This window comes from Ruminococcus flavefaciens, from assembly GCF_900119075.1.
GTDB lineage: Bacteria > Bacillota > Clostridia > Oscillospirales > Ruminococcaceae > Ruminococcus > Ruminococcus flavefaciens_Q.
Map to the genome: position 1 here is coordinate 41417 of NZ_FPIP01000010.1, position 25403 is coordinate 66819.

The window sequence follows — 25403 nt, forward strand, 5'->3', positions numbered from 1 at the left end:
GCGGCGTTTGTAATTACAGAAGTCTGTTCTTGCGTTTTCTGATGAAGAAAGCAGCTGCACCGCCAAGGAGCACGATACCTCCGCAAAGGAACTTGAACCATGTCTTATGAGCAAGGATTCGCATTGCGTTTGTGGTAACAAGGATATTCTTGTAGGAATATTCTATCTCGTTGCCTGCCATATCGGTTAGAACTACCCTTACATTCTGAGCGTGCTTAGCATTTCGGACGGTAAATTCAAGATACTCGTCGTCGATATATCTCGACCTTATCTCCTTATCGTCAACGAATACCTTTGCACCCTTGAGCATGATGTTGTCCGATACTGACATCTTTGCCTCAAGTCTTTCGCCCTTGTATGCGCTGTTTGCCGAGAGATTCAGCGGTATGCACAGCGGCTGTGTGGTATCCACGCAGAATTCAAGGTAAGAATTCTTCTTTTCCGAGGTGCTGACGTTGATATTTCCCGCCTCGTCAACGGAGTGTATGGAAACGGTGTATCTTCCGTCGTCCTCAAAGTTCTTGGCATAGATTATGTACTTGTACTCAGACCACTCATCATCGCCGCCTGCGTACTCGACCTTGTAGTCAACATTGTCCTTGAGCACAGCCATTTCCGAATCCTTGGTGATGTATACGCTGTAGGGCTCGGAGTGCTTGTTGGCGTTGACCTCAGAGATAACGATATCCTGAGCCTTGGAGATGTACTTTCCGACTATGCTTCCAGTACCCTCGTCCAGCATAAATGTTGAGCCGTATCTGTTTACCGAGAAGCGGAAGTCCTTCTCCACCTTGTTTGAAGCGCTGTCCTTAGCGCTTGCCTTAATGGTGTAGATATCGTCAAAGTCCGCCTTATCGGGGATATTATTGAATACATACTCATAGCCGTCGGCACTTTCGCGGAGCTCTCCCTCAAAGTCAAGAGAACGTCCTCTGTTAGCGCCTTCAAGCTTTATCTTAATGCTGTCCTTGTCAAGGTTGACATCATTGAACTGGATATGCGGTCTTATTTCCTTCTTGTTGTTAGCCGCATTTACATCGCTTACGGATATCTTTGGAGCCTGACTGTCGATACAGAACTTTGCATTGTAGGCTTCAAGAGTATTTCCTGCCTTGTCCTTGCCTGTGATATTAACGGTGTACTCGCCGTCCTTTTCAAACTTGACGGTAGAAACGTAATCGTCTCCCGACTTTACCCATTCCGACGCCTTCGGGAAGTCCTCGGCGCTGTTGTTGTAGGTACCCGTCATGACCACTCTTGACGGCTCGAAATTCTGGTCTGAAATCCTGAATGTAGCCGTAGTAGGCTCGTTATAGAAGCGCTCGTTGGCTATCTTCTTATCGAAGCCGATATTCATAGCAGGAGCAGTCCTGTCGATGACGAATTCGCCCGAATCATAAGGCTTAGCCTCTCTGCCGCACATATCCTTGAAGCTGGCGGTAAGTCTGTAGGTGCCGTCGTTATCGAAGGGTATCTCAGCCTGATATGCCGCGCTGTCAGTACCTGCTGTACCGCTTGTGAGTTTCCATTCAAGCTCTCGTCTGCCGCCGTTGACTCTGATATCAGCGAGCGACTTGTCGAAGTTCCTCTCGTTTATAGTGATAACAGCTTTTCTTGTGTTCTTGTATATCTGCTTGAACTCATTGTCTGCGGAGCCGTTTGCGTCGGTAAAGGTCACGTTGATAACAGGATCGGTCTTGTCTATGCTGTATCTCCTTTTAACCGCCTTGTCATCGCCTGTATTTCCTGCTTTATCGCTGAAGGTCACATTCACGTCATTGTCATTGGAGTTTCCTGTAAGCTTTACCTTTGTGGATATCTCCCTGACTGTATTCAGATCTCTGCTGCTGTCTTCAGCGGTCCAGCTTTCGATACCGCTGCCCGAAATATCTCCGTTATCGTTTACGTTAAGACTTCTCTCACCTGCTCCCGACGCGGAAATAACTATATCTGCGATACCCGAGAAATTCTCCTTGACGCGTATATCAGCGTCTATATCGTCAGCATACAGCGGTAAGCCGTTTACGTCCTTAAAGCTTGTCGGCGGGAGATCCAGTGTGATATCTGCATTTGCCCTGTGGTCCTCGTCCTTTTCCACCATGAACAGAGCAGTCTCGGATACTTCCGACTCTCTGCCCATGCAGCTGAGCACACTTACTCTCATATAGCCCCTGAACATCGGCGGAACGATGACCTCCCACTGACGGGAATCGTCTGTTCTGCGTACCTCGGGCACTACAGCACTTGGCGTACCGTCGCTGTTCACCAGAACAGCCTTGACGCTGTCTATGCCTGCGCTCGGACCGTTTTCATTTACGGAAACGCGTACAACAGCCTGCTCCCTTGCAAAATAAACATAACCGTAGCGCTGGTCGCGTACGAGCGGAACGCCGTCTGCGCTGATGTCATTAATGCTCGGCACGGAAAGGTCTATCCAGACCTCTGCCGCGCTCTTTGCGCTTTCGTTTCCTGCGAAGTCCGCAACGCTCAGCTCCGCCTTTACAGCGCCGTCATGTCTGCTGAATTCTCCAAGATCGGCAGCCACGGAACCATCTGTGCTGTTGACAAGTCTTGCCCTGAATCTGTCCGAATCCTGAACAGCCTCAAATACAAGCTCATACTTTCCTTCCTTAAGAGCATCGCGGTCGATACCGCTCTGTGAGTCGGCTCTGACAGTTCTGTCATGACCGTTTATATTAAGCTTAAGCTCCTTTATTCCCGAGCCGATACCCGAATTGGGATCCTCGGCAGCAACCGCTATCCTGACATCGGAATAAGCCCTGTACCATTCCTTTCCCTCGGAAACAAAACGTTTTTCACTGTCCGAAGCGTTCTTCACCGAGCATTCGGGCGCAGTATCATCGATTATGATATTGAATCCGCCGTACTTGCTGTCGCTGCTCTTTATGGTAACAGGATTGCCTACGCTGTCTATTGCATAGATAGTGATACAGGTCTTGATATTGACATTTTTAATGGCGTCCTCAACGATATTGAAGATATACTTTCCGTCCTGTAAGGTCATCTTATTATCAGAGTTGTCCTTCTCGCCGAAGTATATCTTTACATCGCTGACTCCCGAGCCGTTTCCTGCGGACTGCACATCGGTGAGAGCGGCACTGATAACGCTTCCTGCCTTGAGTACGTGCGCCTCTTTGCCGTCGTCGTCAGTTATTACCTCATCGCCTGTTATAGTTATCTTGTTATCCGAAACAACAGGCGGAGCGCCGTCTATCTTTACCCTTACGCGCCTTGCGTCATAGTTGTTCCAGCTTGAATTATTGCTGTCGTCAAAAGCGAATACCTTGAGCCATTCTTCTATCATCTGGTTTTCGTAAGCGGCTTCAGCCTTTACGGAAACAACGAATTCCTTTGTATCCTTGTCATATGTGAGCACAGGAACGCATTTTGAAGACCTTATGGGAGTCTCCTGCGCTGTTTTATATGCAGACACAACAGTCGCATACTTATCGCGCTGCTTTCTCAGCTCAGCTATCCTGCTTTCATCGGGCTCTTCCTTTTCCTCTTCACTGCTTATCTCGGCATTGTAGTATGCGTTGATATCTTCGATAAGAGCCGCCGAATTCTTCCTCAGGAGCTCGCGGTAATAGCCGTCATAATTGAGCTGGTCGCTGTACTTGCTGCTGATATCTGCGAGCCTTATCTTTGAGAGCACAGCTACAGCCGCATTATACTTATCTCTCATGTCGGGAGTTTCCACATAGCCCTTTATCATAGCTGTGTCACCCCAGCCGTTTTCAGGTCTGTCGAATCTGTAGTCACCCACCACAACAGATTTTATCTCACGGCTGAAATTCGACTCCTTGTTGATGTACTTGCTGTAGATATCGATTATTTCTCCCTCTTCAAAGGTGAGGTCCTGCTTTTCCTCCACAGGGCACTGTTCATTATCGGTTATCTTCATGGCAAAGGAGATACCTTCTCTGCCTGCCCATTCATCGGAGTTTTCGCCGCGTGTAAATTCCACTGAGGGAGCTGTCTTGTCGTCATAGAAGCATATGATACCGTCAAGACCATTGCTGACAGCGTCATCGCCTGATTTGCTGATGATATTCTTTACGATATACAGCGCGGACTTAGAGCTGTCCTTGAGATTCTCCGAAAACTCTCTTGACGAGCTGCCGATAACGAACTTTTTATGCTCGATATCCTTTACATTTCCGTTGCTGAAAACGTCAAAGAGCACGGTGCTGCCGTCAAACAGCGAGGTAAAGTCCATAAACTTGACCAGAGCGTCCGATGAGCTTATGGAATAGCAGCCTTCATTTCTTCTGAAAAGCTCTTCCTCAGGCTGGAAAATATACATATTCTCGCTGTCCGCAAGCTTTCTGTAGACAAGGTGTATATCTCCGCAGTCGTACTGATAATCCAGCTTCTTTTCTCTGTCCTCGCCTGTGAGGGCGTCGTACACATCTGTGAGAGGCTTATCGCGGTCAGCGCCGTAGGAATAGCTGCTGAGGCAGTAGCCGTCGCCTGCAAGATATGGTATTTTCAGCTCATAGCCAATATCGTTCTCCGCTTCGACAACGGGGATATTGTATTTTCTGACGTACTGCCCGTCGCCCTCTCCGAATACCGCCTCAGCGGAAACGGTGCTGTCTATGCCCTGAACGGAGATATGGCAGTTATTCCTGTATCTGAACTTATTGTTTTCCAGCAGATTCGAGCAGCTGAACCAGTTATCGTAAAGCTCTATCAGCTCTCCGCCGTATTCGCAGGATACGAACAGAGCCTGCTTATCAGGAGCGGATATAGCTATATTGTTGATATCCTTCCACTTGAACTGATTGTCGGAAACAGGTTCTCCGCCCACCAATACCTTGTAGATGCTTCTGTCAATGCTGAGGGAAAATGTCTTAGGCGATACGGCATGATCCACATCGTTCACCACAAGCTTATAGCCGTCGCCGTTGTCATCATCACTCTCTGTCCTGATATTGACAGGCGCCTCAACAGATACATCGAGAGACTCTGTGCCCGAATCGATAAGATAAGCTTCCTTGGGAGCTATCTCAAGTACGGTGCCGCTTCTGCAGAATCCGTCGCGCAGCTCGTAATGCACATCTCCGTCTCTGCCTGTCATGGTGATCTTGTCATCGTTGAAATAACCGTTCACCTTATAGTAGGTATTGAAAACAAAAGTATCGTTGTCCTCGGAAGAATCAGTATCAAACATCAGCCTTGTATCGTCCGAAACGGCTATATTCACCCTGTTTACATTGTGATAGCCGCTGATAGTTACGGTTCCTGTGCCAGATTCCGCATTAAAGCTGTGATCCGAGCCCACCGTGCCGAATACCAGATTCAGAAGTTCTGTGAAACGGTTTTCATCAATGGTAATGCCGTTTATGATGATAGTATATGTTACTGTCTCAAAATTACCGCCGCCGTTGCCCTGTGGAGGCGCAGGCGGAGCGTTATCTCCCGGTACACCTACAGCGGAAGGCTCGGTACCTGCCGCAGTAAAGGCTGTTTCAGCGCCTGCCGCAGACATACTGCCTGCTGAATTTGCAGCAAAAGCAAGTGCCGCCACAAAAGCAAGCTTTCGTTTAAGATCAAATCTGCCGTTATTCATTTGACCTACCTCCTTTTCTGACTATAAAACAGGCTGTCCCCAGTGCGATGACTGCTGCGGCGATAACAGGGATCAGCAGAAGATTCTTTTTTGGTTTTGTCGTATCTGTCTCAGCTGACGGCTCGGTGGTCACAGCCGAAACAGAAGGGGTCGCTTCAGAAGCTGTCACCGCAGAGGTCTCCTTTGCGGCACCAGCAGGATTTTTCGTTGAAGTGACCGTTGTCTTTGCTGTCGTTTTTGTTGTGGTGACAGTTGTGGCTGTGGTCACTGAAGTTGTTGTATGCGTTTCGTTATTGCTTTCGCTTTCATCGGAGGAGCTTTCCTCCTCAGGCGCATTTCTGTCCCCGTCATCATCGTGACGAGGCGGAGCCTGCTCCTGCTGAGGCACTGTATCGCCGTCCTTTACGGTAATAGTGCCGCCCCTCAGCTGAGAGAAGCATTCAGCTCCGAAATATGCGTCAAAATTATTGTACGTCAGTATCATAGGCTCGTCGGTATATGGATAGATATTTATATCATATCTTCCCACAGGAGTATCCTCAGAGAGCATTACCCTAACATAGCCTATCTCGCCGTCGCTTGTACAGCGCGACTTAGTCTTGGTCACGAAGTTCACCTTACGGGTGTTCTCCATATCCCTCTGCTCTGAGATATGGACTCCTGCCATATCCTCTGCTCTTGTGCCCAGCTCATAGTCCTCGGCAAAGCTGAGCCTGCCGTCAAGCTGTATGAGCATTTTCACTGACACAAATCCGCTGTTGTTCCCGATATTGACAGGCACCTCAACAAGCCTGCCGCCTGCAAGGTCAGCCCTGTCTATCTCTGTATCGCCTATGGAAAGCTCTATTCCCGACGGCGCTTCATAGTCCCCCGCCGCATAGACAGCTCCCGCAGGAGCAAAAGCGAGTGAAGCGGCTATACCGCCGAAAACGACGCATTTTCTCATTTCTTTCTCCCGTTGTCTATTACATCTACATCTGCATTTATTACTACGATATTGCTTGTAATGATAAAATCGCTCTCAGAGCTCTTATTGTTGCCCACTACCACAGTACCGTCCATATCTTCCTCCCCCTGCTTTGGAGCAACTACCACAGTCCACGGACCGTCCTCGTCGCTTTCGGGCGGAGCGGACAGCTCCGAATCGGTGCTCCTAAGACTGAGATTTATTGACGACGGCGCCCTGAAAGGCTCGGGCGACATCTTTCTGACCTTGATATCGGATATCATATTGGATATGACTCTGTACCTGATTGTCAGGATAAGTGCGGCGATAAAGAGAACTATACTTATCCCAAGGAATATATGGGATATTATCTGCCAGTCATATGAATCCATTCCGCACCTTCTTCCTTACTCAGAGCCCTCTATGCTCTGTATTATCATATCATATGAACCGAGGATATACTCCTTTGCCTCCGCGGCAGTACCGCTCTGAGGCTCCAGCTTCTCGGTCTTATCCCTGATATCATCGATGAATTTCTTCTGCTCGGCAAAGCTGACGCCTGCCTTTGAGAATTCGTTTATGTTGGTGTATTCGAGATTTACAAGAGTCTTGTAGGTCTCCAATACGATTATATCCGAATCTGCGTTTTCCGTTTCAACAAGCTCGCTGAGCTCGTTCATGCTGTTCCAGAGGTCTGCGGAAATATCATTTCCGAGAAGCTCGTTCTCCTTTTTGCGGCTCTGTGAGTAGAAATCACCGATAGCGCAGTAAACACGGGCTATCTGGTACTTCTTGGGGTACTTATCCTTGAAGTTCTCCGTCTGAGACTCCTTGAACCACTTAACGGCAGCTATCTTGCCTGATGTTCCCGTATTCTGGTTCATAAGGTCCTCTTCGTTGCTGCCGTAGAAATAGTAATACCAGTAGAGTATTCCCAGCTCAAAGGCAACATTCTCATAATCGGGAGCCTTTTGCAGCTCATTCACGTTCTCATTTATGAGCCTGCGTATCTGCTCCACCTCGTCAGCCCTGAACACCTGATCGCTCTTGTAGAGCTCGATGAGCTCAAGGTAGGCGTCCGCATATGAGCCGTCGGCGTGGATAACGTCCTCGAAAGCCGCCGCTCTCTCCTCGTATTCGTTGGAGCTCTCGGCTATTTCAAGGAGGGTATTGAAGTCCTCGCTGTCCTTTTTGTGAGCCATTATGCCTGCAAAGAGAGATACGCCCAGTGAAAGAGCGGCAAGTCCTGCAAGTATTGCCGTAACTCTGATGTATGTATGGTTCTCCGCCCTGTCGAGGTCTGCATAGAGCTCGTCGCAGGAGCGGTAGCGCTTGTTCTTGTCGTCCTGTACGCATTTGCGGATTATCCTCACAAGTCCTGCATTGGTGCCCTTGTCGAACACGAATCGCTCCGCAGAGCTTACAAGCTTGCCCTTAACAGAAACGTTCATGGGCTTTTTACCTGTTATCATGTGATACATGGTAGCACCGATGTTGAAGATATCCGTCTTTTCGTCAAGCTCCTCCTTGCGGAACTGCTCGGGAGCGGCATATGCAGGGGTATAGGCAAATGTACCCTCTCGTCTCTCGATAACAGAGCCGAAGTCGATAAATTTCAACTTGCCGAATTTGTCGGGACGCTTGGAATTTTCGAGGTCCTCCTCGGTCCTTACGACCATTATATTGTCGGGCTTCATATCGCTGTGTATCAGTCCGCACTTATGGATAAAGGATATTACAGAACAGATATCCTTGGCGTATTTCAGCACCATATTGTGCCTGAACGGATAATAAGCGAGAAGCTTTTCCATAGAGACGCCGTCTATATAGTCCTGAACGATATAAAGGGCGTCGGGCTTATTGTCGATTATCTCGATAATATTGGGAAAATAGGAATTCTTCACGTCCTTTTCGCAGAATTCCTTGATAAGCAGCGACTCCTGCCTTGCATTGTATGCGTCTGTGCCGTTGGTCTTCTTGACCTCCTTCACAGCTCGCTGGGCGTTATTGGCTTTGAGGTCAAGTGCACGGTAAACCACGGAGGTACCGCCTTTTCCTGCAATATTAACGATCTTGTACCTGTTTTCAAGCACAAAGCCTTCGTTAAGCAAACCTATCTCCTCGCTTTCAGCAGAGCTTGACCATAAGGGCAGTGATATTGTCCTTTTCTCCGCGCTTCATGACCTTATTTTTGAGACATTCCAGATTATAGGTTATGGTCTTCTCGTCCTTGTTGTTTGAGGGGGCGAGGTACTCCTGTATCTCATCGGAAGATATCTTCTTGCGGAATCCGTCAGAGCAGAGCATATAGCAGCTGCCCTCGCTTATATCCGCAATGCTGTAGTCGTATGAGGTATCCTCAAGACCTGCTCCGATACAGTTTGTGAGCTGGTTCTGTCTGGGATCGTTTTCAGCCATTTCCTCGGTTATAATGCCGTTTCTGACCTCCTGCGCAACTACTGAATGGTCGGAGGTCATGAGCTTTATCTCCTCGTCATCTATCCTGTACAGACGGGAGTCTCCCACATGAGCGATGAGGATATGTCTCATCTGAGGAATTACCAGCAGCGAGGTAAAGGTAGTAGCCATATCCGAGTTTTTCTTCTCCGCATAGGCGTTGATATTGTCGCTGAGCTGATGGAGGCGGTCATCAAGGGACTTGCGTATCTTCAGTATGGAAGCGCCGCTGCTCATAAGCTCTGAGAAGTCCTCGGTAAACCATGCGTTTATGCGCTTGCAGACGTAGCCGCTGGCTTTTTCGCCGCCAGAGAGTCCGCCTACTCCGTCGCATACAGCTCCGAAGAATATCTCATCGTCCTTGTATTTTGCGGTGACGATAAACAGAGAGTCCTGATTTATCTTTCTTACCGCACCCTCGGTAGTAACGTAGGAAAAAACGTATTTCATAAAAACTCACCGTTAATTTTCTTCAAAGAATGTAAATGGTATGCCGTGATACAGGAAATTACAGCCCGAGAAAATGCTCTCTCTGCTGCCCTCGGCGATATCGCTGCCCTCAACGGAAAGGGAGCTGCACGAGATATTCTCGATATAGATGCTGTGTCTGTCGCGGCTGTTCTCGCGTCCGATAACAATGCCCGATATCTCCGAGCAGGTAAAGGGATAAACGAATATGGGCACCTTTTCGTTGCTGGAAGAATTCACAAGATATGCTATATTCTTGGACTTGTTGTTCTTGCTTTCGGACTTCTTGCGGTTTGCATTGTCACCTACGACAACAGTAGCGTTATCGGCTGAATTTACAGTAAACACATACGGAATGTTGTAGATGTAGATAACATCGCCGCTGTTGAGCTTCTCCTTGATGACACGCTGACTGTTCTCGGCAAAGTTATTGAGGAAGGTTCCGTTTGAGGAATCCTTATCCTCGATGTAGAAGGTGCCGTTTTCAAAGGTTATCACCGCGTGGAGCTTTGAAACTGTGCCTTTGTCTGTGAGGGCGAGGTCGTTGTCGGCTTTTCTGCCTATAGTGAAAGGGAAATGGTTTATGGCAAATTCCCTGTTGTTCTCATCTTTAAGGTAAGCAGGGCACTCCGCTTTTTTGCCGCCGCTTACAACTATAGTGTGGTCGTTATCTGCACCTACAGCCGCAGTCTTGCTGCTGTCGGCAGGAGTCTGACCGCTCTCCTCGGCAGCTATCTGCGAAGGAGTGCCAAGGGATACTTCAAGCACCTCATGGAGCAGATTGTAAAGATGATTATGTGTAAGAACGCTGCTCTTTTTGGTCTTGAGGTAGTCATTGAGGAAGAAAACGTACTTCTGCATGACGCCCTGATCTGTAACTGTGATATTTGCGTATTTATGGAGCTTAGCAAGGAACTTCACCACGTTGGCGCACTTGTAGTCCCTACTTAGGACAGGCAGATATGCCACACCTATTTTTTTCTTTTCAATATCGTAATATACGTGCTTGGGATCTGTCAGCACAAGATGATCGTAATTAAGATTATTTTCGCTGGCAAATTCCATTAACCTCTGTATCTGGCGTATCAGCTCGAAATACTTCTCCTGAGTAAGGTTCTGCTTGACGTACTCCGAAAGCGCAGTCATATTGCTCACCTTGTATTTCAGAAGATTCTTTGAGCCTGTTTTTTCCCAGTTAACAGTGAGAAAGCCCTTATTCCTGTTCCTGTTTATGAATTTGAGCTGATCCTCGCTGATCTGTACCTTCTTTTTTATTCCTGCCTGTAAAAAAGTCTCGTTCTGATAAACTACCTTGATTGAAACACTTGCCATATCCTCACCTCTAAAAAAATCACCATCTGCATTCCGTAAAACAGAACGCGCAGCTATACGCTGCATATAAGCTAATTATAACATCTTATGCAAGATTTGTCAATAATTTGAATATTTTTTTGCCCGGCCTCACAAAATATATGTTGCATTTTACACAATATTCACATAAAAACAGAGCTCCTCCTTGTTTTCGGCAAATTAATGGTATATAATGTAAAAAATAACACGAAAGGAGCAGCCTATGCTTTACCTGAAACCTGCCAATACAGACGACATCGAAAAGGAATATCTCTTCGTCCGTGACATACCCGAGGACGAAAACGGCTTCATAAACGAATACCACGGTATCAGCCGCGAGGACTTCGACGATGCCCTTGACATTATCATAGCTAATTCCGTCGGCGAGCGCCTGCCGGTTGGATATGTGCCTGCAACTACATACTTTCTGTGGGACGATGACAAGATAATCGGCGAATTGCAGCTCCGTCAGCATCTCTGCGAGTCACTTGTGAACGGCGCGGGACACATCGGCTATTATATCGCTCCCGAATACCGCAGTAAGGGCTATGGTACGCAGGGGCTTGCAATGCTCCTTGAAAAAGCCTGCGATACAGTCCCCGAGGAGGAGGTATATCTCCGAGTTCAGCGCACAAATCCTGCTTCACTTAGGGCTATGCTGAAAAACGGCTGCTATATCCACCATGAGGACGAAAGCTCCTATTTTGTACGATTCCGCAAGGAGATATCATAAGCCATCAGGTAAGAATGTAGGGGACGGTGACTCCCTACAGTGTAGGGAGATGTCCGAAGGACAGAGGGTCGCGGCTTCTGTTGGAAGTCCTCGACGTCCCCTGATTCATCAGTAATTAGTGTAGGGGCGAACAGTGTGTGCCCCTGCAAAGCTATTTGAACGTGTGCAATTTACGCATTAGAAAGGGCGGAATATATCCGCCCTTTCTTACTCTGTTTCAGATTCGGGATCAGGCTCGGGATCAGGCTCGGGCTCTGGTTCGGGGGCAGGCGTTGGCTCATAGGGCTCCCCTGTGGTCTGGTTCACCCATTTTCCGTCACTGCCGAAGCCGTAAAACTCACCCGTGCTTATCTCCCACGCAAGGGACGCAGGCGAGAGCTTTCTTCCCTCGATACCGCTTTCAGTGGGCAGCTCGGTCTTGCTGTCTACGGCGAGCTCCGCGATGACCACGGATAAGCCCTCATCGAAGCTGACAAATTTTTCCTTCAGAATAACAAGCATATTATTTCTCCTTTCAATAATTGGGGTTAATAAAAAAGCGTTTCCATATATACCCCCAAAAGCCCCTTTTTTCAACGCGAACACGTTGAAATCCGCAAAACTTATACCAAAAGTTCATTTTATGAGGATTCACATTTTTAATAGTCTCAGTTTATAAGTTGTTAGCAAAGCATAACTCGCAAAAGGCTGTTTTTCGGCAAATATCGCAGCTTGACACTGTTACATCAATGCAACAAATCATCTGCCGTGTTGATTTGAGTATTTTTACGTGGTATAATTGATAAAGCAATAACAATGTCTGAATCTTGCGCATATGCGCAAAGTTGAGAGTCCTCAGTTGAGAGTTGAAAGTTATTATTTGAGATCCGTATCAACTCTCCACTCTATACTCTCAACTCTAAACTAAATCAAAATTGGTTTTTGCAAAATTTTGATTTGCATCGAAAGGGAGTTAAAAATGCTCGAATTAAAGAATATTACGTTCAATGCCGAAGACGAAGGTCAGAGCATTGGCATAGTACGCGACGTCAGCCTCACTGTTGAGGACAACAAATTCGTCGTTATAACAGGTCCTAACGGCGGCGGTAAATCTACCCTCGCCAAGATAGTTGCAGGTATAATCAAGAACACATCAGGTCAGATATTCTTCGACGGCGAGGACATCACCGAGAAGACCATAACCGAACGTGCCCGCATGGGTATCGGCTTCGCTTTCCAGCAGCCAGTACGCTTCAAGGGCATGACAGTTCTCGATATCCTCCGTATCGCCGCAGGCAGGACTCTCTCTGTTTCCGAAGCCTGCGATTACCTCTCCGAAGTAGGTCTCTGCGCAAAGGACTACATCGACCGTGAGATAAACGCTTCCCTTTCGGGCGGCGAATTGAAGCGTATCGAGATAGCTACAGTCCTTGCCCGTGACGTAAAGCTGGCTCTCTTTGACGAGCCAGAGGCAGGTATCGACCTGTGGAGCTTCAACAACCTTATACGCATTTTTGAGAATATGCGCAAGGACCGCCGCGGCAGGTCCATTATCGTTATCTCTCATCAGGAGCGTATCCTCAATATCGCTGACGAGATAGTTGTCATCGCCGACGGCAAGATCGCCAAGCAGGGCAGCAGGGATATCATTCTACCCGAGATAACAGGCACTGAAAACGCAACTAATATCTGTCACAAAATGGTGTAAGGAGGGATAATATGGCAGCTTTGGACGCAGTTCAGAAAAGACTTTTTCAGGAGGTCGCCGATCTCCATAATATCCCCGAGGGAGCTTACAATCTCCGCGCAAACGGCGAGTCCGTGGGCAGGAATACTACTGCAAACATTGATATAACTTCAAAAACAGACGTAAGCGGAATTGATATCCGCATCAAGGACGGCACAAAGAACGAGAGCGTTCATATCCCTGTTGTTCTCAGTCAGAGCGGTCTCAAAGAGAACGTTTACAACGATTTCTATATTGGCGAAAACTGCGATGTGCTCATCGTTGCAGGCTGCGGTATCGACAACTGCGGTTCTCAGGACTCCGAGCACGACGGTATCCACCGTTTCTATATCGGCAAAAACTCCCGTATCAAGTACGTCGAGAAGCACTATGGCTCAGGCGACGGCACGGGCAAGCGCATACTCAATCCCGTTACCGAGGTCTACATGGAAGAGGGCAGCACCATGGAAATGGAAATGGTGCAGATAAAGGGCGTTGACTCCACCGACAGGACTACTATTGCAGAGCTCAAGGGCGACGCAAAGCTCATTGTCCGCGAGAGGCTCATGACTCACGGCAAGCAGTACGCAGGCAGTATCTACAAGGTGAGCCTGCTGGGCAACGGTTCAAGTGCAGACGTTGTATCGCGTTCAGTGGCAAGGGACGACTCCTATCAGAAGCTTGACCTCTGTATCATCGGCGACGCGGCTTGCAGCGGTCATACCGAGTGCGACTCAATTATCATGGACAACGGCCGTATCCTTGCAGTCCCCTCTCTTGAAGCAAACAACATCGACGCAGCTCTCGTTCACGAGGCTGCTATCGGCAAGATCGCAGGCGAGCAGCTCATAAAGCTCATGACTTTAGGTCTTACCGAGGCTGAGGCTGAGGAGCAGATAATCAACGGCTTCCTTAAATAAGCTGTTTTAGCCGTTGATCTAACATATACGATAAAACCCTCACCGTGTGGTGAGGGTTTGTTTTTTATCGAAGTTCCTTGAACAAATATAAATATATCGGCAGTCTCAGCCTGCCGTAACGGGCTATTACAAAAGAACCTCGCCGGCTGAAAGTAATGGTTTCGGACTTGTCCCCTTTTTCAAAAAAGATAGCAGCTGAACCACTTTTAAGTTTATTCGGTATATCTTGGCTCAGCATTTCAGCGAGCAGTTGTTTCCTGCTTATCATAGAAACTCCTTAATAAACGGGACGTCGATGACTTCCAACAGAAGCCGCGACCCTCTGTCCTTCGGACATCTCCCTACACTGTAGGGAGTCACCGTCCCCTACAATTGGTCATTTAAAGCAAATTCGTTGCTTGCGGACTGCCAAAGACAGTCCATGCACTTAGCTCTGCTCTCTACTTTCTACTTACTACTCTCTAATTTAAGGGTGCGTGTGGTAAGTCCCACTGCTACGCCCTGTGTGCCTGTGCCTACGTGGCTGGCTATACTGCACGACAGCGGTCTGTATGTGACCTTGTAGCCCTTGAACTCGTTCTTCACGATATCCACCCAGCGCTTTATTTCCTCGGCAGTCTCCATAGTACCAGCCGCACCTATACTCAGGTGCTCCTTGGGGATGCCTGCGTATTTGCTCTCCAGGTCCTTATGGACAGCTTCAAGCATTTTTGCCTCGGCAGCTGCCATACCTCTCGATTTTGCATATGCGTCCAATTTGCCGCCCTGTATCTTCAGAATTGGCTTCAGATTGAGCACCGTAGCAATGGCAGCTCCAGCGGCGGTTATACGTCCCGTCTTGGTGATACGCTTAAGGCTGTGGAGCGTGATATAGATATCGTTCTGGTAGGCGTTCTCCTCGAGATGAGCCTTTATCTCTGCGGCGGATTTGCCGTTGTTCGCAAGATATTTCGCATCGTAGACCGCGTCCAGCAGGGTTATGGAGATACGGTGATTGTCGATGACCTCTACCTTGCCCTCATAGTCACCAGCAAGAGCCTTTGCGGTATTGCAGGAGCCGCTGAGACCGCTTGACATAGGGATATATACAAGCTCGTCATAGCCGTCGGCAAGTATCCTGTCCCACATTTCCGTTAAAGACGCAGGAGATGGCTGAGAGGACACGATGTCCTTGTTCTCGTTCAGCGCCTTGTAGAGCTGTTCGTGCTTGAGGGTGAGCTCCTCCATGAAGTCCTTCCCGTCTATAATAACAGGCATAGGCAGCACATAAACGCCGTGCTTTTCGCCCTCCTCTATCGTTATACCGCTGTTTGTATCGGTCATTACCGCAGTTCTCATATGTTACCTCATTTCATTTTCCGCTTCTTCTCCGCCTATTGCGGAGCATCTTTCCCATAGGGTGATTATATCATTATACCCTCATTTTGTCAATAGCGAGGCACTGCGAATACACAAAAAAACGAAGCCCTAAATCATAATTTAGCGTAATTACTTGTGAAATCCATGAATGGGATTCCAAAGGGACTGTGTTCCTTTGGTCAGGTCAAGGGCTGACAGCCCTTGTGGGGGGTGGGGCAAAGCCCCACAGTTACGAAGGCGCTCCGCAAGGGGTGAATCAAAAAACAGTCCAGTGGACTGTTTTTTGAGAGGGGACGCCCTGCAAGTGAGGGCGTCCCTTAACGGGGCGATGTGGTCATCGCCCCCTACAGCACCCATTTTCGGGACGCCGAGACGGCGTCACCTACAAATGTAAATTTTGATTTACAGATGTTCGCTGAAAGATATCACTATATCCGTGGCTATAGCTCCTGCCATAAAGGCTCCCGTGCCAAGGCATACGGGCTCGGGGAGCTTCTCGCTGAGCTTTCCCGACAACGGGTGGAGCCCGTAAAAATAGGCAACTGCAAGGACTCCGAATATAGCGCTGGATATAAGGCTCGACCTGTCAAGTATGGAGAAATACCATGTCTCGTATGTCCAGAACTGCTCATGGAAGATAAATTCCAGCAGATAGGACGCTCCAAGCTCGAATATTGTCGTCACCGCCATTGCAAACAGGAATATGAACAGCGGGTGGCGCTTTTTTCTCAGCAGGGCAAGAAGTATGAACGCTCCCACGGAATAAATAGGTATTATCGGCATATGTAGCATACCGCGGTTGTCGAAATATCGGTACATTATCCATACCGTAGCCACCTCGTACAGCCAGCCCACAAAGCCTGCCGCCGTGAACTCGAATATATATCGGAAGAATATCCGCGTGTAGTTCTTTTTCATTGCTTTGGAATGTCAAGTCCCAAGTCTACAGGCAGAGCCGAGCCCTTGCACTCAACTATCGCCTGAAACAACTGAGTCCCCCACAGAGTTATGGTGACGTCACCGCTGTAATACTTGAAAATATTTTCATTTGATTCCTTTACCATAAACGGTTCTTTTCCGAAAAGCGCTATTATTTCGTCAAGCGTCATATATGCTTTCAGCTTTGCGAGCTTTTCCACCAGCTCCCCTGCTTCCATAGGAGCGATGATACCATCGGAATCAAGTACGCTGTCGGGTATAGCTATGATCAGCGGCTGAGAGCTGTCAGCTGTCGTTACAGTAGTATTTTCCGCAGTTTTCTCCGCATATGTCACAGCCTCTGCTGTAGGCGTTGTTGTTTCATTTGCAGGACTGCTTTCCGCAGCGCTGCATGATACTGCAAAAGCTGCCATTAATGCCGCAGCAGCCGATATAAGTACCTTTTTCATGGTATTCCTCCTTTGTCGGGTGATATCACTTGACCTTGGCTCCGAAGGGCATGAGCGCAAGCTTTGCCAGCTTGAACATCTGTATACCGAATGGCGCACCGATTATGGTCGCAAAGAGTACTATCCCCCACGCCGCAAATCCTACAGCCAGCGGTATACCGCTGAATATGAGCCATAATATATTGGCGATGAGCGAAACAGGTCCGCCGCCGTACTCGACTGTCTTGCCGAATGGGAAGAACGACAGCTTCGCAAGCTTGAAGCACTGATGACCGATAGGTGCGCCGATTATCGTTATGCACCAAAGCACTCCTGCCAGAGCCCAGCCCAGTCCGCTGGCAAATCCGCCGAATATGAACCATAAAATATTGCCCAAGCACCCCATAATAATCCTCTTTTCATTGCTGATGACTTCATAAAATGCATTATATCACAAATAACCGAAAATATCAAGGACTCAATAAATTAAAAATACAATTAAATTTCTCCTGTAATTCAAAATTTTTTATAGTTTGATAAACTATCTGTCAACAATGTATGATTAATTGTAAAATTTCTGTTTATTGCTTATATCAGCGGAAAAAATCATTGACGATATGTAAAAAATATGGTATCATATATGTGATAAAATGTCATTTCTGAAGGAGATGTTTTTATGGAAAGATCGAATAAATTACTTAAGCTGTTGTTAGCACTGCTTATAGTTGCTATCATCGGCGTAGCACTGTTCTTCTTTGCAGGACACGCAAGCGGCAGGTCTACAGTCAAGGACGTGGAAAAATCAAGCGGCTGCGGATACGTCAAATACCGCGATCTTGAGAAAAATGTCAGCATGACAGGCTCTGTTGCAGGCAGCGACAAGGTCACTGTAAAAGGAGAGACCGATCTCAAGGTAAAGAAGCTCAGCGTAAAGGTTGGCGACAAGGTCAAGAAGGGCGATGTTCTTCTCGAATTTGATTCTGCGGATCTGAAAAAGCAGGCTGAGGAACTCAAGACCAAGGCTCAGAACGATTCAAAGAACGCTCACGCAGCTAACGAGAAAAAGCTCAGCGACGCAAAAAAGGCAAAAGAAGACAACATCAAAAAGGCTCAGGACGAGATAGAGAATGCTAAAAACAAACGCGATCAGGCTTACACAGACTACAACAATCTGGTCGACGAGTACAACGCACTCATCGGCGAGGCTGACCGCGCATACGACGAAATGGCAGCTGCTTCAGGCGATGACGCCGCAGCTAAAAAATCAAAGTGGGAATCTATCCTCGAAAAAGCAAATAAGATAGGCAATGACGCGGACGAGCTCCACGCAAAGCTTCAGGGTTTTGAGGACGCTATCCCTGCTGCAAAGGCAGCTTACGAGGAAACAGTAAAAAAGGCTGACGCAGAGATCAAAAAGGCTCAGGACGCTCTCGACGCAGAAAAGAAGAATCCTTCTTCTGCCGAGCCAAGCAAGGAACTCAAGGACATTCAGGACAAGATAGACCGCTGTGTAGTAAAGGCTCCTAAGGACGGCGTTGTATCGCAGGTAAACGCTGCTGTTGGCAAGGTGCCTTCATCAGCTGATGTCATTTCTATCTCAGACGCTTCACAGTTCGTTATCACAGGCAAGGTCAGCGAGTCTGATCTTATCAAAATAAGCGAGGATATGACCGCGGAGATAAAGACAGCTTCTACCGGGGACAAGTCCGTAAGCGGCAAGGTAAAGCGCATCGACAGAAAGCGCTCGTCCGAGGGACAGAAAGAAGATGAGGGCTTCACCGTAGAGGTAAGCGTAGACGAAAAGGACAGCAAGCTGGTCATCGGCGAAAAGGCAACTGTAAAGATAGTTATGGATAAGTGCGAGAACGTTCTCAGCGTTCCGTATGACGCAGTTATGGGCGGCGACAACGGCGGCTACTGCGTATTCATCGCAAGCAAGAACAGCAAGGGCGATTACGTCATCTCAAAGCGCAAGATCGAAAAGGGCTTTGACGGCGATGAGTATCTGGAAGTTACATCGGACACTATCCACGAGAACGATCTGGTCCTCACAAATCCAAGAGGCGTTTCAGACGGCGATGTTATGCATCTGAATCCCCCCGAGAACTGAGCAGAACTATCATCTGCACAAATGACATAAAGCATAATAGCCGGTGTGATAAAGCTTCTTTATCGCACCGGCTAAAATAATAAAGAATAATAGTATCCGAATCGCCGCCGCAGGGCGGCAATTTTATTGTTTCTTCAATATTATTAAAAACAGGCATAACGAAGATATACTTCTTTATGCCTGTTCGTTACTGATTAACTGTAAGTGAAAGGAATTTCCTCAGTTCTTCTATGGGGATAGGCTTTGAATACTTATATCCCTGCAAGTACTGAGCCTTCATCATAATGCAGCGGTCCTCGTCGCTGTCGTTCTCGACGCCCTCAAAGAGCACCGCGTACCTGAGGTCGTTGAACATATTTGCGAAGGTCTTGACCATGTACTGTGATGAGGAGCTTCTGTGAGACTCCATAAGCATCGAGCGGTCAAACTTGATGATATCAAACGGAATTTCCATGATACGCTCAAAGTTTGAATAGCCCGTTCCGAAATCGTCAAGGTAGAACTTTATGCCCAAGTCCTGAAGCTGTATAACTCTCTGCTTCATAAGGTTGAAGTCCGCCTCGCTTCGGCTCTCTGTTATCTCAACGGCTATCTTGTCGTATTCGAGACCGTTCTGGTCGATTATGTTCTTTACCTCGTCGCAGAAGGTATCATATCGTATATCTATAGCCGAGAAGTTAACGGAAACTCTTTTTACGTAGTAGCCCTCCTCGATAAATCCCCTGACCGTATAGCAGGTCTTGTTGAGGATTATCATACTGAGGTTATGAATAAGGTTGAACTGCTCTGCCAACGGAATGAACTGGTCTGGGAAGACCATTCCAGTCTTTTCCAGCTTAAGGCGCATAAGAGCCTCTGCGGTATCGTACTTGCCCGTGCTTATATTATATACAGGCTGACAGTACACAAGGACTCTCGGATCGGAGAGGTCTTTTTTAGCAGCGATATCCACAAGCTGACTGAGGATATAGTTCTTGTCGTAGTACTCCTTGATATCCTCATCAGTTACGCGGCAAATGGTATTCTGCTGCATTTTCATCTCGCTGTATTCAATGAGATGATAATAGTCGTTAACATCAAGGATACTCTTTGAGGTCTCCATAATGACTATCTTGTAGTCTATCTTGAACTTTGAGTGACTTTCAAGGAAGTCACTGAGCATTTTTTCGACAAGCTTTTCATAGTCTATCTGCTTTTTCTTTACGATAGTAAGGACATATCTTTCATTCGGGAAGCTGTAAAGAACGCCCTTTTTAACATTGAGCCGGAAGAACTTGTAGAATTCCGATTTGAGCTCGGGCGACATGGAGAGAGAACGCTCAAAATCCGTCATTGAACAGCACATTATGAGCATTTCGTTGCCCTTTTCGATGTTTCCCTCTATCTCCTTGGTAAAGAAGCTGCTTGAAACTGCTCCCGTATCGATATTGAAGGGATTTGAGTGAAACATAAATATTATGCCCACGACAGGCAGGAAGAAACTGAGTGTAGTATATGAAACCTGTCTATTTATCATCTGTATGCAAAGCAACGCGTTTGCAATTATGATAGAGCCCATTACTCCCCAGAAAACTCTGGCAAGAAGCCTTGATTTGTATTTGATAAGTATGTATACGACCGTTATCATCAGCAGCGTATACACTATCTCAAACACATCAAAGGTAGAGCGGTATTCGCCGTTTTTTCCGACATAGAAGCCTACCTTCAGGATAGTAGCCATGATATCTGTGGTCACCGCAATAATTACAGTGATAAGCGATATTATCTGATACTGCTTCTTTGTGCCTGGCGTTACCCACAGCGGCTCGCGGAGATACTGGATATACAGGTAAATTACCGATATCATCAGCACATGATGCGTAAGTCTCATAATATATATAGGCAGCGGTCTGACAGTATCAGCCTTGAGCATCATCTGTACGCCGACATTCGCCATAGCCGATATGAGAATAAATACCAGAATCAGCATAATAATACGGAATCTTTTCTTTTCGCTCCCGATATAGGCCTGTTTTATAAAAACACCCATGATAATACAGAGCGCCATGACCGTGATATCGCCTACAGGGCTGTAAAGTCCCAGATTCAGGTCAGAAGCCGTAAACATATATTCACCCCCCTATATTGCTCCGCAGGACATCACCAAATTGTCATGCCAAGCAATAACGAATATAAATTACACCATTATCCATATATATTATATCACAAAAGTGACATAAAGTCAACAATTTTTCTCAATTATATCAATTGTATTTTGTATGCATTGCAATACTTTCAGTATTAGGAAATACAAACTTATACGCTAAAAATATTCATATTTTATTAAAAAACAGTCGTGAATCATAACCGCAATACTTATATAGAAGCTTATTGTCAATTATGGGGGAAAACTTTCTGAGGAAAGGTTCTCTCAATAATAAACATAAAACTACTTTATAAATATCATGGTTAGATTCACGGCTGTCTTGTGTTATTTTCAGTTTTTAGAAGCTTCCTTATACTTGCCGCTGCCTACGTTCTTTACGGTATCTGCGGTAACGTCGTTATCCTGTCCGAGGACGTAATAGGACTTCTTAACCTTTTCCTTGACCTGCTTTTCGTAGTCGCTCTTGTCGGTGAGCTGACCGTTGATCTTATAGATGACCTCAGCATTTTGATCCTGATTCTTGCTGTTCTCGGTATTTCCGTAGCTGAACAGCTCTGAGAACTTGTAATTGCCCTCTGTATCAAAGCTGTAAACGCTGCCTGCGGTATAGCTCGGGTTATCCACAAGGGAAATGAGCTCCTTGCTGTCGGGAGCAAAGCCGATAGTGCCGTCCGTACCGAATGAGCCAACAGGCACTGTACAGCCGTTCCATGAGTATATATCAACATATGGAGCGTAATGATAGCCGCCAGAAACGAAAAGCTCGGGAACATCGTCGCCGTTTATATCATAAAGCGAGAAGTGGTTATCGTCGTTTGCTTTCTTATACTTAAGGTAATCGTTGAGCACAGCCTCATAGCCCTTTTCCCAGCTTTCCGTATCGCCGAGGGCTGCGTCAATGGTAGCGTCGTCAAAGCCGAAGTCCAAGCCCATGCTCTTGATAACGCCTGATATGTAGTGTGTGTACTCCTCGTCGAACTTATCGTCTGTAACAGGAACGCCGTCGACCTTTGCTGCGCTGCTCGAACGCTGGAACGAGCCCACATTAGCCATCATTCCGCTCTTTATACGGTAGAGCTGAATGTTCTGCACCTGTATGTCGTCATGGAGACGAACAGCTGTCAGCAGGCTTCTGTCCATAACGTATGAGAGCTGGTCACAGCCCGTCATCGGCTCAAACTCGGTGTAAACGCTCTCGCTGAGAGTTTTTACGAGGAAGGTCTTGTCACCGTAGCCGCCGTATGATATGATAAGCTCGGGTATATGGTCGTCGTTGATATCATAAACAGTGAAACGGGCGTCGTCGCTGAATTTATCCGACTTCTTGAAGTCCTCCAGTGCAGAGCGGTATATCTTGTCCCAGCTCACATTTGCAACGGAGCTCATATCGGTCTTCTCGCCGCTGACAAGTATCTCCGAGGGATCGCTCTCCAGATTGGGATCAGTGGGAGCGTTGTTCACAGTAGTTCCCTCCTGAGAACCGCTGCCTGTATCAGCCTCGGTAGTCACCTCCGAGCCTGTATTATTACCTGAAACAGCAGACTGAGAGTCACTGCTGCCTGAATTTTTTGATGAACATCCGCATAAAAGAGCGGTCATACAAAGAATAGCCATGAACTTTTTCATGCTCTTGCCTCCGTAATGAGAATATCTTGATTTTCCGATGTTCTGTACATCGTACAAGATGATTATATCACAAATCGCCGCAAATGTCATCACACTTATTGCGATTTTCGTCAATTTTTCATTTTTCTTTAATTTTTTAAGGACTTTTTAAACTCTGATATGTTATCATAGTATCAAACGATCACCACAAAGGAGATAGCTATGTTTTTTAAAATGCTGAAAAGTGACCTTAAACGCAAAAAAGGTCTGAATGTGATACTGTTCATATTCATATGCGCAGCTTCGATACTTGTTTTCTCGGGCTCGGTGCAGATATTCTCCAACTTTACCCGCGAAGCCACTGCAAAACGGCTGTGCAAAAGCTCCGATACCCAGTTCTGGCTGCTTTCCGAGCGCTTCACCGAAGAAGATCTCAGCAGCAGGATATCCGGGGCTCTCAAAAAAGAGCCCGATGTCACCGACTGGAGCACGACCAAGATAGCAAAGATATCCGAAACTGCTATTGAGTACCCCCACAATGACCTACACGAGAACAGGTATATGTTCATGCTGAAATTTCAGGGGCTCACCACCATGCCGCGTGAGCATGACCTTGTATACGATCTCAACGACCGCCCGTTCTGCGTTCCAAACGGCTGTATCGCCATACCTATCGAGGTGCAGTCCACCTTAGGCGTCAAGGTCGGCGACAAGGTAAAATACACCAAGCCGACAGGCGAGGTCTATGAGCTGGAGATATGCAGCATATTCAAGGACAACATGGACAGCAACGTTGTGAGATACATCGTTTCCGACGCAGATTATGAAGTCCTTACCGAAAATCATATCAACTCCTACATAGTATACAATATACAGATGAAGGACGCCAACGAGGAAAGCATAGCCGACCTTAAGGAAAGGCTGTACAAGCAGGACGTCCCCGTGCTCAGCATAGTTTCAAGCTCAAGCATGAACGACGATGTGATATTCATGGAGATAATCTCGGTATTCGTGATAATAGTCAGCGTTTTCCTCATACTGATAATTTTTATGACCATACGCTTCACCATGATAGCCGACCTCAAGAACGAGGAAAAGGAAATAGGCATGATGAAGGCTCTGGGCGTGGATTCATTCAGCTTCCGCTGGCTCTTTGCCGCTAAGTACATAGCCTTTGCCGTAATAGGCGGCATTGTGGGAATAATCGCAGGTCTGCCCATTGCAGGAGCATTTATAAATATGTTCGGTCCCGACTTCATACTCCCCGAGCGCTGGCAGATGATACTAATCGGCGTGATATCCGTTATCGCCATAATCATAATGATGATAGCGTTCTCACTCATCGTAATGCGCAGGATAAACAAGATATCCGTAATAGACGCCATTCACGGCGAGAACCGCGGCGAGCGCTTCAGCAAGCGCTTCCCAATGTTCCTCCACAGAAGAAAGAAAATGTCCGTGCCGTTTTTCATTGCACTGACGGATATACTCATGCGCTTCAAGCGCTATATCTTCCTGCTCATATCCTATTCCCTCGGAATAGTGATAGTGCTTCTCGGATTCAACGTCCGAAACAGCGTAATAAATCCAAAATACACCTCCTACTGGCTGTACAACAACCTTGATTTCTCTATCCGCTGGAACGAGGAGCTTCAGGAAGATATATTCAACGAAGCCAAGAACACAGGCATTTATTTTGCCGATATAGTAAACAAGAGGCTTGCCGACGCCGATATTCCTGCGCATTTAGACTCGATGTACGCAACCAGAGGCTATATGAAAATAGACAGCAAGGAAAAATTCTTTGATATACTCTGGAAAAAGGGCGAAGTAGAGAAAAAAATATACCGCAAGGGCGGAAAAGTGCCAAAGCTTGCCAACGAAGCCGCAATGAGCGCCTATACCGCAGGAAAGCTCGGCATAAACGTAGGCGATGTGATAAAGGTATTCATACAAGAGAACAACGAAGACAAAACAGGCTACGTTGAGAACGAAAGAGAGTTAGTTATAACAGCCCTGATAGATTACATGGAGGACGGAGATCCCATTATCATCATGGGCAGCGAATATGAGGACGGCTTCAGGAGCAGCTATTACTTCACAGGCTACACCATTGACGCCCCCGAAGCTGAAAAGCCTGCCGTAATAGCCCGTATGAAGGAGCTTTTCGGCAGCGAACAGGTCGTTGACGGCAAACAGGATCTTAAAAACTCGGTAAAGCAATTCGACACACTGTTCATGCTGTTTGAATACGTGGTAGGCGGAGCTATAGTGCTGATACTCGTACTCATAACCTACCTTTACATGAGTATTTTCGTTGCAGAGGAAGTCCCCGAGACCGCACTGCTCAAGAGCCTCGGATTCCGCAATATCTCCATAAAGGCATGGTATCTGCTTAGAATGGTGATACTTCTTGTATTGTCCATAGCTCTGGGAGAACTGTATCTGTGGACACTGGGCACGATATTCTTCGGAAGCTTCATGACGCAGTACGAGGTAACAGGTATGAAGCTCTATTTCGAGTTCCCTGTGAGCTTCATAGTGATACCGCTGATAATCACTTCGGCAGTGCTCTTCACGACCATAATCAATCTCAGAAACATAAAACACATCGGTATCTGGAAGATATCCGAGGAATAAC

The 25403-nt window shown here is 47.0% G+C and carries 19 protein-coding genes; 5 read left to right on the forward strand and 14 right to left on the reverse strand.

Annotation, left to right across the window (positions count from 1 at the left end):
* Positions 1–13: 13 nt before the first annotated feature.
* The 6 genes from BT105_RS12805 to BT105_RS12830 are packed head-to-tail and all read right to left on the reverse strand — an operon-like array spanning position 14 to position 10799.
* Positions 14–5596 (reverse strand): Ig-like domain-containing protein, encoded by a 5583-nt coding sequence (locus BT105_RS12805; RefSeq protein ID WP_072301101.1) that lies wholly within the window; start codon positions 5594–5596, stop codon positions 14–16.
* Positions 5589–6542 (reverse strand): hypothetical protein, encoded by a 954-nt coding sequence (locus BT105_RS12810; protein ID WP_072301102.1) that lies wholly within the window; start codon positions 6540–6542, stop codon positions 5589–5591. The genes BT105_RS12805 and BT105_RS12810 overlap by 8 nt, the downstream gene beginning before the upstream one ends.
* Complete coding sequence (locus BT105_RS12815; protein ID WP_072301103.1) at positions 6539–6934, reverse strand: hypothetical protein; 396 nt, start codon at positions 6932–6934, stop codon at positions 6539–6541. Before BT105_RS12815 ends, BT105_RS12810 begins: the two co-directional genes overlap by 4 nt.
* A 15-nt stretch (positions 6935–6949) precedes the next feature.
* Complete coding sequence (locus BT105_RS12820; protein WP_072301104.1) at positions 6950–8653, reverse strand: serine/threonine-protein kinase; 1704 nt, start codon at positions 8651–8653, stop codon at positions 6950–6952.
* A gap of 16 nt (positions 8654–8669) precedes the next feature.
* Positions 8670–9449 (reverse strand): PP2C family protein-serine/threonine phosphatase, encoded by a 780-nt coding sequence (locus tag BT105_RS12825; RefSeq protein WP_072301105.1) that lies wholly within the window; start codon positions 9447–9449, stop codon positions 8670–8672.
* A gap of 12 nt (positions 9450–9461) precedes the next feature.
* Positions 9462–10799, reverse strand: coding sequence for an FHA domain-containing protein (locus tag BT105_RS12830; RefSeq protein ID WP_072301106.1), 1338 nt, complete (start codon positions 10797–10799; stop codon positions 9462–9464).
* 241 nt (positions 10800–11040) lie between these two features.
* Here BT105_RS12830 and BT105_RS12835 point away from each other — a divergent pair, with 241 nt between their 5' ends.
* Positions 11041–11550 (forward strand): GNAT family N-acetyltransferase, encoded by a 510-nt coding sequence (locus tag BT105_RS12835; RefSeq protein WP_072301107.1) that lies wholly within the window; start codon positions 11041–11043, stop codon positions 11548–11550.
* Positions 11551–11757: 207 nt separating this feature from the next.
* On the opposite strand, the gene BT105_RS15120 is transcribed toward BT105_RS12835, so the two are convergent.
* Positions 11758–12051 (reverse strand): hypothetical protein, encoded by a 294-nt coding sequence (locus BT105_RS15120; protein WP_072301108.1) that lies wholly within the window; start codon positions 12049–12051, stop codon positions 11758–11760.
* A 457-nt stretch (positions 12052–12508) separates the two neighbouring features.
* On the opposite strand from BT105_RS15120, the gene BT105_RS12845 reads away from it, so the two are divergent.
* Both BT105_RS12845 and BT105_RS12850 read left to right on the forward strand, forming a co-directional pair.
* The gene (locus BT105_RS12845; RefSeq protein ID WP_072301109.1) at positions 12509–13237 is read left to right on the forward strand and encodes an ABC transporter ATP-binding protein; all 729 of its coding nucleotides are present in this window, start codon (positions 12509–12511) and stop codon (positions 13235–13237) included.
* An 11-nt stretch (positions 13238–13248) separates the two neighbouring features.
* The gene (locus BT105_RS12850) at positions 13249–14175 is read left to right on the forward strand and encodes a SufB/SufD family protein (RefSeq protein ID WP_072301110.1); all 927 of its coding nucleotides are present in this window, start codon (positions 13249–13251) and stop codon (positions 14173–14175) included.
* A gap of 64 nt (positions 14176–14239) precedes the next feature.
* Here BT105_RS12850 and BT105_RS15215 read toward each other — a convergent pair whose 3' ends face one another.
* The 5 genes from BT105_RS15215 to BT105_RS12875 form a co-directional block, all read right to left on the reverse strand.
* Entirely contained in the window at positions 14240–14443 is a 204-nt protein-coding gene (locus BT105_RS15215) for a hypothetical protein (RefSeq protein WP_072301111.1), read from the reverse strand.
* A 179-nt stretch (positions 14444–14622) separates the two neighbouring features.
* Positions 14623–15513 carry a DegV family protein gene (locus BT105_RS12860; protein WP_072301112.1) on the reverse strand — a complete coding sequence of 297 codons (891 nt, stop codon included), beginning with the start codon at positions 15511–15513 and terminating at the stop codon, positions 14623–14625.
* Between the two features lie 423 nt (positions 15514–15936).
* The gene (locus BT105_RS12865) at positions 15937–16452 is read right to left on the reverse strand and encodes a putative ABC transporter permease (RefSeq protein WP_072301113.1); all 516 of its coding nucleotides are present in this window, start codon (positions 16450–16452) and stop codon (positions 15937–15939) included.
* Positions 16449–16922 (reverse strand): hypothetical protein, encoded by a 474-nt coding sequence (locus BT105_RS12870; RefSeq protein WP_072301114.1) that lies wholly within the window; start codon positions 16920–16922, stop codon positions 16449–16451. The genes BT105_RS12865 and BT105_RS12870 overlap by 4 nt, the downstream gene beginning before the upstream one ends.
* 25 nt (positions 16923–16947) lie before the next feature.
* Positions 16948–17307: a YccF domain-containing protein gene (locus BT105_RS12875; protein WP_072301115.1), complete on the reverse strand. Its 360-nt coding sequence runs from the start codon at positions 17305–17307 to the stop codon at positions 16948–16950.
* A 270-nt stretch (positions 17308–17577) separates the two neighbouring features.
* On the opposite strand from BT105_RS12875, the gene BT105_RS12880 reads away from it, so the two are divergent.
* A complete protein-coding gene (locus tag BT105_RS12880; protein WP_072301116.1) occupies positions 17578–19011 on the forward strand; it encodes an efflux RND transporter periplasmic adaptor subunit in 1434 nt (477 codons plus the stop codon).
* 187 nt (positions 19012–19198) lie between these two features.
* Here BT105_RS12880 and BT105_RS12885 read toward each other — a convergent pair whose 3' ends face one another.
* Together BT105_RS12885 and BT105_RS12890 are read right to left on the reverse strand one after the other, a co-directional pair.
* A complete protein-coding gene (locus BT105_RS12885) occupies positions 19199–21118 on the reverse strand; it encodes an EAL domain-containing protein (protein WP_072301117.1) in 1920 nt (639 codons plus the stop codon).
* Between the two features lie 369 nt (positions 21119–21487).
* Positions 21488–22783, reverse strand: a complete 1296-nt coding sequence (locus BT105_RS12890; protein WP_072301118.1) for a hypothetical protein — start codon at positions 22781–22783, stop codon at positions 21488–21490.
* Positions 22784–22984: 201 nt separating this feature from the next.
* On the opposite strand from BT105_RS12890, the gene BT105_RS12895 reads away from it, so the two are divergent.
* Positions 22985–25402 carry an ABC transporter permease gene (locus BT105_RS12895; RefSeq protein ID WP_072301119.1) on the forward strand — a complete coding sequence of 806 codons (2418 nt, stop codon included), beginning with the start codon at positions 22985–22987 and terminating at the stop codon, positions 25400–25402.
* Position 25403: the final 1 nt, after the last annotated feature.